A 12,913-nucleotide genomic window follows, 5' to 3' on the forward strand; every position below is an offset into this window, starting at 1 on the left:
TTAAATTTTTAGCTACTTTATTTTTGCCCGTAATATGCATTTTTACCGTGCTTACGTAAATAGTGTTTATCTAATAATACTTGTTGCATTGAACCTACTTGTGAACTTAATTGACGGGTAAATAAATTCATATAGGCAATTTCTTCTAACACTACGGCGTTATGCACTGCGTTATCGGGGCTTGTCCCCCAAGCAAATGGGCCATGGCTATTCACTAATACGGCAGGAATATCTTTTGCTGACAGGCCTTTTTCCTTAAAGGTTTCAATGATCACATGGCCCGTTTCTCTTTCATAATCCCCTTCAATCTCACTTTCTGTCATTTTACGGGTACAAGGAATTTCACCGTAGAAGTAATCGGCATGGGTTGTCCCTAAGGCGCTCAATGGCTGCCCCGCTTGAGCCCATATCGTGGCGTGACGAGAGTGAGTATGAACAATACCGCCAATTTCAGGGAATGCTTTGTACAGAGCCAAATGCGTGTCGGTATCTGAAGACGGTCGATATTTCCCTTCGACTACTTCTCCACTTTCTAACGATACCACCACCATGTCTTCTGCTTTCATGGTTTCATAGTCAACGCCAGAAGGTTTTATCACCATTAGCCCAGCTTCGCGGTCAATACCACTCACATTTCCCCAAGTAAATGTCACTAGGTTATGTTTGGGTAAGGCAAGGTTCGCTTCAAAAACCTGTTGTTTCAATTGTTCTAACATAACAACTCCCTAGCTTGCTTAAATATGCTTTAATATCAACAACAAAAATTTATTATGGTGATGTTTTTTGTGTGTTGATAACCTTTATCTGGCTATTAAGGTAAACAGATTTAGGCCATTTAAAAAGCACCTCACTTTACAAATTCGTAACAAAATCGCCCAAGTCGGTCTTATTCGGGCATATTCAGTCAAATAAAGTCATAATACAGATGTGGTTAAATGACCGAGTTAGCCCAATATTTTTTGTTTATTAAGAGAAAAGCAAAAAAAACACCGCAAATATAGTGATTCAAATCTAATTATTATGTAACAAGCCACATTAGCACTCTTAAAATTAAGATCAAAATCACTTTAGCAGGCTTTGTTTTTTTCAAAAACAGATTACTTGAATCCAATCACGACAAAAAAAAAGCAACACGGGCAGAATAAATATCGTGGAAAGAATAGGAGTTAAATATGTTACAAGCCGAACGCCATAAATTAATTTGTTCTCATGTTTCGCAGAATGGTTCGGCGTTAGTACGTGATTTAGCTCAATTGTGTCTCGTTTCTCAAGAAACTATCCGTCGTGATTTAACTGCCCTTGAGCGGGAAAATAAGATCATCCGTAGCTTTGGGGGCGCGGTAGCCATCGACCAAGAAGAAATGTCGATGGTGAATGTTATGCCTTCTTCGGTCAAACTCAGTCAAATGGTTGATGGCGCAGAGTCTTTTCGCAAAAGAACCGAAGAGCACCCTGATGCCAAGATGAAGATTTCAAAGGCCGCACTAAAATTAATTCAGCCTGGTGACTGTATTATGTTAGATAACAGTAGTACTTGCTGGTTTCTAGCACGGCAAATACCTGATATCGACATTACGGTAGTGACAAACTCGGTCAAGATTATCCAAGCCTTGGCCTGCCGTGACCGAGTACGTGTTATTGGTATTGGCGGGGAATATTCAGAACGCCATGATGATTTTCATGGCCCAATTGCAGAAAGTATTATCCGTAGCTTTCAGATAAAAACCTTATTTCTTTCATGCCAAGGGTTCAATATCGAAAATGGTATTCGCGATGGCAGTGAAATAAACTCAAAATTAAAAAATATTATGTTACAGGTTTCCGAAAATAAAGTTTTGCTCGCGGATAATAGTAAATTAGGAAAATATGCATTTAGCCAAGTTTGTACATTTGATGATATTGACGTATTAATTACAAACAAACTAAATGATAATAGTTTTCAAGAAAAGTTCTCTAACCTTAGAATTATCGAGTGCGATAAATAAGTTATAAAAATAAAAATCATGTAACTGTGATGTAAGTAAAAAACAATAAGTTCTATTTTATTTTCTGTATTAAATAAGTGCAGGGATATTATTTACCCATAATTCCTTAGCACTTAATTATAGGCATATCTAAATATAAGAAGTTCATTATTTCTAAATAATGGAATTTCTTGATTTAGTATCCATCTACACTAAGGAATACAACTATGAACATGAAGAAGCTAGTTTTACCTTGTTTAATGAGCGTTGCACTATTTTCAAATGTCGCGATGGCTGAATCACAAAAAGCACAAAAGCCCTTTACCATGGGTGTCGTCGTTAAAGTCGGTGGTATTCCTTGGTTTAATGTGATGGAACAAGGTATTACTGAAGAAGGCAAAAAACTCGGTGTAAATGCCTTCCAAGTTGGCCCAACAACGGCTGACCCAGCGGAACAAGTTCGTGCTATCGAAGATTTAATCGCGAAAAAAGTGGATGTCATTGGCGTTGTCCCTAACGACGCTAAAGTGCTTGAGCCTGTATTAAAACGTGCCCAAGACGCTGGAATTAAAGTTATTACCCACGAATCACCAAATCAAAAAAATGCAGATTGGGACTTTGAATTACTTGATACCCAAAGCATGGGTGCTAACCATATGAGAGACATGGCGGCCTGTATGGGTGAAGAAGGCAAATACGCCATGTTTGTGGGAAGCCTGACAGTACCATTAGTGAACGAATGGGCCGACGCTGCAATTGCTTACCAGAAAGCGAACTACCCGAAAATGCAAATGGTCGATGACCGCTTTGGTGTTGCCGAATCCGTTGATGACTCAATGCGTACAGCTAATGATTTGTTATCTAAGCACAAAGACTTAAAAGGTATCATGTCATTTGGTTCACAAGGCCCTATCGGTGCAGGCCGAGCCATTGATAAACGCCGTAAAAATGATGAAACCTGTGTATTCGGGACATTCACACCTGGCCAAGGCATCAAATTACTGGAAAAAGGCGCAATTGATGGCGGCTATATTTCTAATCCAAAAGTCGCAGGACAAGTATTTGTACAGGTTGCGACTGCCATGATGAATGGTGAAGAAATTAAAGATGGCGTGTCTATTGGTGATATGGGTGAAATCAAAGTCAGTGGCAACACGATTTTGAGTGACAACCCCGTTAATTTGAATATTGAAAATACGAAAAAATTGGTCGAAGTCGGTCTGTAATTTCACCTTGTCAAAATAATGTTCAAAACAAAAATACAATATTTATCAAGATATTAATTTTAATGTTCTTTGAGTTCGAGTCGCCTGCACTAACGCAGCGGCTCGAACTCATCACGAACAAGCCAACACCAATTTATTTGCAGTAGGAATTGTACTTATGACAAGCACCTCAAAAGCTGACAAATCCGATCCACTCATTACCTTGCGCGACCTTTCCAAAAGCTTCGGTGGTCACCGTGCATTACGCAATATCGATTTGACGCTCAACAAAGGTGAAGTGCACTGTTTAGCGGGCACCAATGGGTGTGGGAAAAGCACATTAATTAAAACCATCAGTGGTGTCTATGCCCCTGATGACGGTAGCAAAATTGAAATTGATGGAAAAAGTTATCACCGGTTGACACCAGATAAAGCGCGTGAATTAGGCGTACAAGTTATCTACCAAGATTTGTCGTTATTTCCAAATTTAACCGTTGCCGAAAATATCGCCTTTGAGCTAAACCTCAAAGGCTATTTTGGCTGGTTTCGCAAAAAACAACTGCGCGAGAAAGCCTTAGAAATCCTCAATGAACTGGCTTTCACCATTGACCCCGACACGCCTGTGCAATTTTTACCCATTGCTCAACGCCAACAAGTTGCTATCTGCCGCGCCCTAGTTGCTGATGCACGTCTGGTGATTATGGATGAACCAACAGCTTCATTGACCCGAACAGAAGTCAACCAACTACTATCAACAGTTAATTACCTAAAAGATAAGGGTATTACTGTTGTTTTCGTAAGTCACCGACTAGAAGAAGTGAAAGAGATTTCTGACCGCATCACCGTGATCCGCGATGGTCAAAAAATTGGCACATGGCCTGCTGAAGGCTTAACTACCCGCAAAATTACTGAGTTAATGACTGGCTTAGATATTGTCCATGAACGTAAGCCACCTAATAACGCGGAAGACCGACGCACAGTACTTGAGCTAAAAAACCTCAGTCGAGCTGGGCAATATCGTGATATCAACTTAAATTTAAAACGCGGTGAAGTGTTAGGTTTATGTGGCTTGTTAGGCTCAGGCCGTACCGAATTAGCATTATCGTTATTTGGTATTACCCATCCAGATAGCGGCGAATTATTTATCGAAGACAAGCCTGTTAAGTTAAAAAACAACACCGACGCCATTAAGCGTGGCATTGGTTATGTCTCTGAAGACCGCCTGACTTTAGGTGCCATTTTACAACAATCCATCGCAGACAATATGGTGATTTCGATTCTTGATCGACTCAAAACACCTTGGCATTTAATCGATGAAAAACAGTGCCAAGAAATCGTACAAGAGTGGATAGCCGACTTAGATATTAAAGTCACCGACCCAAATAACGCCCTTTCAACACTTTCAGGCGGTAACCAGCAAAAAGTGGTACTTGCCAAATGGATTTTAACTCGCCCTAAAGTACTGATTTTAGATTCGCCAACCGTTGGTGTTGATATCGGTGCAAAAGACAGTATTTACAAGCTGATTCACCGTTTATCAGGTGTCGGTATCTCCATTTTATTAATTACCGATGAAGCCTCCGAAGCTTATTACAATTGCGACAGAATTTTACATATGAAACAAGGCGCTATCGTCAGAGAAATTGTGACAGATTCCATCAATGAGCAACAATTGGAGGAAATCATCAATGGCTAATTGGCAAAAGTTACGACCACAATCTGTCGAAGGTTGGCTGACTTGGGTCATTCTTATCATGGTGGTGTTCTTCACATTGATGAGCCCACAATTTCTGACTATTCAAAATTTACTCGACCTCAGTGAAAGCTACGCCGTTACGGGTATTTTCGCCTTAGGATTATTTGTGGTTCTCGTCACTGGGGGTATTGATATTTCGTTTGCTGCAGTGGCTTCCGTAGTGCAATACGTGATTGCCACTTGGTTATTGCAAGGTTTTATTGCAAGCCCTGCCGTTAGTATCACATTGGCGATTATCATCGGTATCGCTTTTGGCTTAATTAACGCCATTTTGATTTACTCGCTGAATGTTGTGTCAATTATCATCACCATCAGTATGCAATCACTGCTGTTTGGAATGCTGATGTGGTTAACCAACGGTCACAGTATTTATGACTTGCCAGATTGGTGGGTTGACCCTGTGACTATCCTGCCTTTTGAAGTGGATGGCGAATATTACCAAGTTGGCTTGCCGTTAATTGTGATGCTTGGCATTGCCTTCTTAACGTGGATTTTAATGAATAAAACGCACATCGGCCGTCAGTTATATGCCGTCGGTGGCAGCCAAGAATCTGCGTCTCGTATTGGTATCCGTGTTTCAGTGATTTACCTGTTTGCTTACGGCTACCTTGGCGCGATGGCAGCGATTGGCGGTATGTTGCAAACCTACCGAATGAGTGAAGTGGTACCGAGTGCCCTTGTGGGCGGAGAGCTAGATGTGCTTGCCGCGGCTGTACTGGGTGGAGCCAGTTTATCCGGTGGCAGAGGCTCGGTGATAGGTACATTAATGGGGGTTTTCCTGATTGGTATCTTGAAAAACGGCCTTAACCTGATTGGTGTTTCAAACTACTTCGTCAATATCGTCATCGGGCTGGTTATTCTCATTGCGATTTGTATTACCCACTATAAAAAACGTAAAGAGACGGACGTAGGTTTTGTTTAACAGGAATATCACCATGAAAAAAAATGCTTTTTTTAAAATTGATGGCTCTGTTATCGGACTGCTTTCAATCTTTGTTCTGGCTATCGCCGCGTTTAGTATTGCCATGCCAGGGCACTTTTTTACTCAAAATACCTTTTTGAGTATCACTTTTCAGTTACCTGAATTGGGCTTACTCACCTTTGCCATGTTTGTACCTATGTTAAGTGGCGGCTTAAACCTCGCCATTATTAGTACTGCTAACTTAACTGGCCTGTTTATGGCTTGGGTGTTTATCAATTACCTGCCAGTGGATGCAGGGACGGGCACACAGCTGATGTGGCTGGTCTTCGCATTGATCGGCGCAACTGTAATTGCGGTCATTATCGGTAGCTTAACAGGGCTGATGATTTCCCATATCGGGGCACACCCTATTCTAGTCACTCTCGGTACTATGACTATTATTAGCGGTATTGGCGTTTACCTCACCAAAGGAGCAGCGCTGAGTGGCATGCCGCCCATTGTTCGTGCCATTGGTTCCGATACGGTGCTTGGGGTACCAATTGCGATGATTATTTTCATTGTTACCGCAATTCTCTTAGCGCTGTTTCTAGGCTGTACGCGTTTAGGTAAAAATATCTATATGAGTGGCAGTAACATCAATGCAACGTGGTTCAGCGGTATTCGTACCGACCGTGTCATGATTGCGATATACACCATTTCTAGCCTGTTATGTGTATTAGCTGGGCTCATCATGATGGCTCGCTTTAACTCTGCACGTATGGGCTACGGGGACTCCTATTTACTGCTCACCATTCTTGCCATCGTATTAGGTGGAACTAACCCATTTGGGGGGGTTGGTAAGGTTAGCCGAGTGTTCTGTGCCTTATTGGTTTTACAGGTCATTGCGACAGGTTTAAGCCTGCTTGGTGTAAGCCTGCACTTTAACCTCGCAGTTTGGGGGATCACGCTCATCTTGGCACTAGCATTCAAGTTCTTCAAAGAAAAATGGAGTGCTAAACGTGCGATGAACCGCAACCAACGCCTTAATAAAGCATCGACACAAAGTTAATTTTTCAAGGGGAAAACCATGCGCAAGCATCCAATTGGTATTTATGAAAAAGCATTACCGAAAAACAGCAGTTGGTTAGAAAAATTAGTTATCGCAAAATCTGCAGGTTATGATTTTGTGGAAATGTCAGTAGATGAAACTGACGAACGTCTGGCTCGATTAGACTGGAGCACCGCTGAACGTCTGGAAGTGGTTAGAGCCATTCAAGAAACAGGTATTCGCATTCCAAGTATGTGTTTATCGGGCCATCGCCGTTTTCCTTTCGGTAGCCATGATGAAGGCACTCGTATGATGGCCTATACCTTAATGGAAAAAGCCATTAAGCTCGCTCAAGACTTAGGCATTCGCACTATTCAGCTCGCGGGTTATGACGTTTACTATGAAGAGCAAGATGCCGAAACGATTGCCAATTTCGAAAAAGGCATGCAATGGGTCAGTGAAATTGCGGCCGCTTCTCAAGTGATGTGTGCGGTAGAAATCATGGATACGCCATTTATGAATTCCATTAGCAAATGGCAAACGCTTTCCGATAAAATTCGCTCGCCTTGGTTCAAGGTGTATCCTGATGTCGGCAACTTAACGGCATGGGGCAATGATGTCGAAAAAGAATTCACCCAAGGAATTGAACACGTCGCAGCAATTCACTTAAAAGATACGTATGCGGTGGCTGAAACCTGTAAAGGCCAATTCCGTGATGTGCCTTTCGGTGAAGGCTGCGTGGATTTTGTTAATTTATTCAAATTATTAAAACGTTTAAATTACCGTGGCTCCTTCCTGATTGAAATGTGGACAGAAAAAGCCGATGAGCCACTGATTGAAATTATCAAAGCTCGTCATTGGATGGAAGACAAAATGCAACAAGCAGGCTGGCACAACGCCTAAAGGAGCCGATAATGAATGCATTTTTTATGGGTGTTGACCTTGGTGGTACCGTCATTAAAGCGGGTATCTACACCGCAGAAGGCCAAGAAATTACCGTTGCTGAACATTCTTTTCCCACTGAGAGTCCACAAGCAGGTTTTAGTGAACGCAATATGGAAATGCTGTGGGAAGCGGCTTGCAGCGTGATTCGCCAAGCGATTCAAAATAGCCAGCTCAACGCCGCCCAAATTTCCGGTGTCAGCTTTTCTTCTCACGGCAAAGGGCTGTATTTACTCAATAGCCAAGGAAAACCGGTTAGGAATGGGATTGTGTCATCTGATTCACGAGCTCAATCTATTGTTGATGAATGGCACCAAGACGGCACCGCGGATAAAGCTTATCCATTGAGTTTGCAGCAATTATGGGCTTCTCATCCTGTGGCGCTGCTACGTTGGTTAAAACAACACGAGCCCGATAATTATCGCGATACTCAACATGTTTTGATGGTCCACGATTACATTCGCTACCGTCTAACCGACCAAATTGCCTGCGAAGAAACCAATATTTCTGGCAGCCAATTATTTAACCAAACCCTGTCGAGTTATGACCCTAAATTATGCCAACTATTTGGTATTGATGAGGCAAATGACAAACTAGCACCGGTGATTAATTCGGCTCAACTTGCAGGAACGGTAACCCACAAAGCCGCTGCTGAGTCTGGACTTGTAGAAGGAACCCCTGTATTTGGTGGCTTCTTTGACGTGGTGGGTGCAGCGTTGGCGTCAGGGGTGAGCCAAAAAGATAAACTCAGCGCCGTAGCCGGAACTTGGACCATTTCAACCCGTGTCTTCGATGAAATTGTGCCTTCAGATTACCCATACGTATGGAGTAAATACTGTATTCCAGGTACCTATTTTGTCCACGAAGGCAGCCCGACTTCCGCCAGTAACCTCGCGTGGTTCACTCGTCACTTCTTCAATCAACGTTTGCAAGATTATGATGTACTGAATCACTGTGTGGCTGAAGGGGCAACGCGGCCAAACGATATTCTATTTTTCCCTTGGCTGTACGGTTCTAACTACCACAGTAATTTGCACGGTGGTCTACTCGGATTGAGTTCACACCATACGGATGCCGATATTGTTTATGCTATCTATCAAGGGATTGTATTTTCACATTTATTGCACCAAGACCGTATTGTTGGCCTTGATAATACAACAGAATCTATTCGTTTCACGGGTGGCCCAACACAGTCACCACTGTGGATGCAAATGTTCTGTGATGCCAGTAACTTGCCGTTAGATGTCGTCAATGTACAGCAATCAGGTTGCCAAGCCGCTGCACTTTGTGCCGCAGTCGGAACAGGTTACTATTCAGGTTTTGATGTCGCTATTGCGGCAAGCACACCCAAAATCACGACTTACCAACCAAACACCGTTGGGTATCAACAGTTACGTGATAAATTTGCCCGCTTTAAAGCAGTTGCAGATGCATTGAGTCAATAACTTGTTGAATAAAAATAAAGGCAGAACTGATAGCTCGGTTCTGCCTTATTTTTTGACATATTAATTGTCAGCGACAACTTTGGTATTAACTGTGGCTGGTGATAATACGGTATCCTGCGGCAAGCTATCGTACTTCACAAACTCGTCCCGTGGGAAAACAAAGACATCGATATCTTTTTCAGGTGTGATAGTCTCCGCCACGATACTTTTCGCTGGGGAGGTTAGGTTAGTTTCTACTCCTAACCACGACGCGAAGTAATCAAATAAATTCCACTCACTTAACATTTCATCGCGAAATTCACGTTTAGTATCATCCGAATTGATGACCACTAATGGGACTTGATATGCCCCTTTCACGAGTTGACCATGGCGTAAGTATAGATTTCCGTCTTTGATATACCCTTTATACTCTGCTTCCAGTGCTTTTACGTGCTGCTTATTGGCTTTGACTAGCCCTTGTCCATGGTCAGAAAAATATAAAATGGAGAACGGGTAATCCCCATTTTTATTATTTTCTTGCAAGATACTATAAATATCGCCAATAAAATCATCACTCAGTTTAATCGCTGAAACATAACAGTTCGCTATACTTCCCCAGCCAGTATCAAATTGCTCAGGGTTAATGTTGTAATTATTTTTAACAAGTTCGCAAGCTCCTTTCGGCCAACCATCATGGTGAGGTCCCCACATATGAACAAAAATGACTTTTTCTTTCTCTGACGGGTTATTTAACGCGGCTTTAAAGGCAGGTAACATTTTAAAATCATTGGTGAGTTTATTCACACTGTCATCAACGACAAACTTTTCTTGCACGAAAAGGTTTTCAAAACCAGGCTTGCTGTCTCTAACCGGTAAAAAATAATTCGCCTTTAGAAAATAATTTGTAAAGCCAATTTCATCATCACCAAAACTGCCATTATTACCGATATAATAAGTTTCATAACCCGCTTTGTTGGCTAAATCAACAACTGAATTATTATTGTAATACGGCTTTTCATGGTGCTGAGTGATCGTCTTTAAATCATTTTTCGCTAAAGCTCGCGTTAAGGTCGGTACCGTATTGGATGCCGCACTAATAAAATTATTGAAAAAACGCCCATTTACCGATGAAAGAAACGGTGTATTTTCTAATGGGTAGCCATAAGTATTCATATAATTCTTATTGGTACTTTCACCAATAATGACAACTTTTATCTTATATTTATCATCGTTTTTTTTAGTAATTTGAATATCACTAGCCGTATTCACGCCATAGCAAATATCTGCATTGCTTTTTGCTGCTTGAATTAACTCAGGTGTACAGGCTTTTTTATAGACGCCGGCACTTTCATTGGTATTTGCTTGAGCCCATGAAACGCTAGCTAACAGAAGCGCACTATAAAGTGCGGTTAATTTCATTACTTTCATACTCAGAACCTCATCTTCGTAACTTATTATATTTATGAGTTGCTGTGGTGTAGCCAGGGTAGAGTTTGTGAAATAATGTAGCATTGCACTAAAATTTCACACCTTAATTAATATATTGAAATATTATTTCATTAAAAGACGAAGAAGACGAAATTGAGATACAGCTAACAATAATTAATTATGAAGAATCACGCATTTACTAGGCATATTTTCATGTTAGCTGTATATCAAGAAAGATAAAAAATTAGTAATCAACTAGTTATATACCATAAATTCATTTATCAGAATGAATAATAAGCGTTACACCCATTACATCTAGAGTTGTGATAAAGATCTGCAATTAAACATTAATCGCCATTTGATTAGTGATACAGCTCTAATTTTGCTCTTTCCTCACTAGAAAGCATTATGGAACCGGTTCCATAATGCTTTATTCGCAATGACAAATGGGCAAAATGCCCTTTAATCAGACAGAGGAAAGTCATGAGCAAACACATTATTGTTGTCACTGCGGCCTATGGGGCGCAAACCGTAAAACAATTAGGCGGCCAACAAGCCTTATTCGAAGTGATTCAAAACAGCCATGCAGATGGCGTGGAGATCCGCCAAGAGCTTTTGCTGCCGAATGATAGCCTGACGGATATTGCTGATAAGCTACAAGCAAGGCAACTAAAAGCTGTCTATTCTATTCCTGATACCCTATTTCAACAACGAGCTCCTATCGCAATCACCAAATTACAAGGCTATTTCGAAGATGCCAAACAACTCAATGCACGCTTTTTAAAACTATCACTTGGTGAGCTACCTGAGTGCTATGACTTATCCGAAGTTATTGGTGTCATCAATCAATACACCACCCAATTAGTGATTGAGAACGACCAAACAGAAGCCGGTGGTCATATTGCGCCTCTTGAACGCTTTTTTGCTGATGTCAAAACCCAGAATATGCCCATAAAAATGGCGTTTGATATGGCGAACTGGCATTGGAATCGGGAAGATCCGTTAAAAGCCGCACATATTTTTGCTCCCCAAGTCGCTTACATTCACGTTAAAGCCTGCCAATTGCGTGACAACAAACGTGTTGCTGTAGCACTTGATGACAGCGATGGCACTTGGAAAGAAGTGCTAACCGCCCTACCGAATGACGTTCCTTGTGGTATCGAGTTTCCACTCGAAGGCGATGATTTACGTGCAGTCACTGAATACTATGTTTCTCTGTTAAAGGCTTTCTAGGTTAGAGGGAGAATTAATTTTATGAAAAACCAATTAGATGTCGTAACTCTTGGTGAGGCCATGATGATGTTCGTCGCCACACAAACAGGGAAATTACATGAGGTCGAAAACTTTGTTCGCCGTGCCGCAGGGGCTGAACTCAACGTTGCTGTTGGCCTTTCACGCCTTGGGTTAAAAACGGGATGGATTAGCCGCTTAGGTAATGACTCTTTTGGGCGTTTTATCCAAGCCACATTGGATAATGAACATATAGATACTCAATGTGTTACGGTAGATTCTCGTTACCCAACTGGCTTTCAACTCAAATCTAAAGCCGAAAATGGAACCGATCCCATCGTAGAGTATTTTCGTCAAGGTTCTGCGGCAAGTCACTTAGATTTAACAGACTTTAATGAAGACTATTTTCTATCTGCCCGCCATTTACATTTAAGTGGCGTGGCTGCTGCGCTTTCACCCACCAGCTATCAACTTTCACTGTACGCCGCGAAATGGGTGCGAAATGCAGGAAAAACACTGTCATTTGACCCAAACTTGCGCCCTTCTCTATGGAAGAGTGAAACAGCGATGGTAGAACAGCTCAACCAACTCGCGTTCCAAGCTAATTGGGTCTTACCAGGCTTAAAAGAAGGCAAAATTCTGACGGGCTTCGACCAACCCGAGTCTATTGCTGACTTTTACCTCGCTCAAGGTGTTGAAGCCGTTGTGATTAAAACTGGAGAACACGGCGCATATTATAAAACTTCGGGTAACCAACAAGGTATGGCTCCTGCCGTTCATGTTAAACACGTCATTGATACCGTCGGTGCCGGCGATGGTTTTGCCGTTGGCGTCATTAGCGCCTTACTTGAAGGCTTAACACTACCGCAAGCTGTTGCAAGAGGTAATTTTGTTGGAGCTAGAGCCATTCAAGTTATAGGTGATAGTGAAGGCTTACCAACTCAAGCGCAATTGCAGCATGAAATGGCATTACTCCCCGCAGCCACCACTAAAGCTGCATGTTAAAAGGAAATCG

General features: G+C 41.8%; 11 protein-coding genes. 9 read left to right on the top strand and 2 right to left on the bottom strand.

Translation table 11 applies throughout. The features are described 5' to 3' along the window. Positions 1 to 17: 17 nt before the first annotated feature. Positions 18 to 716 carry an L-ribulose-5-phosphate 4-epimerase gene (gene araD, locus FVA72_RS18620; RefSeq protein WP_004259191.1) on the bottom strand — a complete coding sequence of 233 codons (699 nt, stop codon included), beginning with the start codon at positions 714 to 716 and terminating at the stop codon, positions 18 to 20. A gap of 456 nt (positions 717 to 1,172) precedes the next feature. Here araD and FVA72_RS18625 point away from each other — a divergent pair, with 456 nt between their 5' ends. From FVA72_RS18625 to FVA72_RS18655, 7 genes are all read left to right on the top strand, one after another. Then, positions 1,173 to 1,985: a DeoR/GlpR family DNA-binding transcription regulator gene (locus FVA72_RS18625; RefSeq protein ID WP_096864479.1), complete on the top strand. Its 813-nt coding sequence runs from the start codon at positions 1,173 to 1,175 to the stop codon at positions 1,983 to 1,985. 212 nt (positions 1,986 to 2,197) lie between these two features. Continuing rightward, positions 2,198 to 3,190 carry a substrate-binding domain-containing protein gene (locus FVA72_RS18630; protein WP_036958239.1) on the top strand — a complete coding sequence of 331 codons (993 nt, stop codon included), beginning with the start codon at positions 2,198 to 2,200 and terminating at the stop codon, positions 3,188 to 3,190. A gap of 157 nt (positions 3,191 to 3,347) precedes the next feature. Further along, a complete protein-coding gene (locus tag FVA72_RS18635) occupies positions 3,348 to 4,865 on the top strand; it encodes a sugar ABC transporter ATP-binding protein (protein ID WP_110591156.1) in 1,518 nt (505 codons plus the stop codon). Continuing rightward, complete coding sequence (locus FVA72_RS18640) at positions 4,858 to 5,847, top strand: ABC transporter permease (protein ID WP_004259203.1); 990 nt, start codon at positions 4,858 to 4,860, stop codon at positions 5,845 to 5,847. Before FVA72_RS18635 ends, FVA72_RS18640 begins: the two co-directional genes overlap by 8 nt. 13 nt (positions 5,848 to 5,860) lie before the next feature. After that, complete coding sequence (locus FVA72_RS18645; RefSeq protein WP_004259206.1) at positions 5,861 to 6,895, top strand: ABC transporter permease; 1,035 nt, start codon at positions 5,861 to 5,863, stop codon at positions 6,893 to 6,895. 18 nt (positions 6,896 to 6,913) lie between these two features. After that, a complete protein-coding gene (locus FVA72_RS18650; protein ID WP_110591155.1) occupies positions 6,914 to 7,777 on the top strand; it encodes an L-ribulose-5-phosphate 3-epimerase in 864 nt (287 codons plus the stop codon). An 11-nt stretch (positions 7,778 to 7,788) separates the two neighbouring features. Beyond that, the gene (locus FVA72_RS18655; RefSeq protein WP_110591154.1) at positions 7,789 to 9,261 is read left to right on the top strand and encodes an FGGY-family carbohydrate kinase; all 1,473 of its coding nucleotides are present in this window, start codon (positions 7,789 to 7,791) and stop codon (positions 9,259 to 9,261) included. A gap of 60 nt (positions 9,262 to 9,321) precedes the next feature. Here FVA72_RS18655 and FVA72_RS18660 read toward each other — a convergent pair whose 3' ends face one another. Next, positions 9,322 to 10,668 (bottom strand): phosphoethanolamine transferase, encoded by a 1,347-nt coding sequence (locus FVA72_RS18660; RefSeq protein WP_161595390.1) that lies wholly within the window; start codon positions 10,666 to 10,668, stop codon positions 9,322 to 9,324. Between the two features lie 483 nt (positions 10,669 to 11,151). Between FVA72_RS18660 and FVA72_RS18665 the strand changes: the two genes are divergently transcribed. After that, positions 11,152 to 11,901: a sugar phosphate isomerase/epimerase family protein gene (locus tag FVA72_RS18665; RefSeq protein ID WP_110591153.1), complete on the top strand. Its 750-nt coding sequence runs from the start codon at positions 11,152 to 11,154 to the stop codon at positions 11,899 to 11,901. A gap of 21 nt (positions 11,902 to 11,922) precedes the next feature. After that, positions 11,923 to 12,903: a sugar kinase gene (locus tag FVA72_RS18670; RefSeq protein ID WP_110591152.1), complete on the top strand. Its 981-nt coding sequence runs from the start codon at positions 11,923 to 11,925 to the stop codon at positions 12,901 to 12,903. Positions 12,904 to 12,913: the final 10 nt, after the last annotated feature.

The organism is Providencia sp. PROV061, from assembly GCF_011045655.1.
GTDB classification, from domain to species: Bacteria; Pseudomonadota; Gammaproteobacteria; order Enterobacterales; family Enterobacteriaceae; genus Providencia; species Providencia hangzhouensis.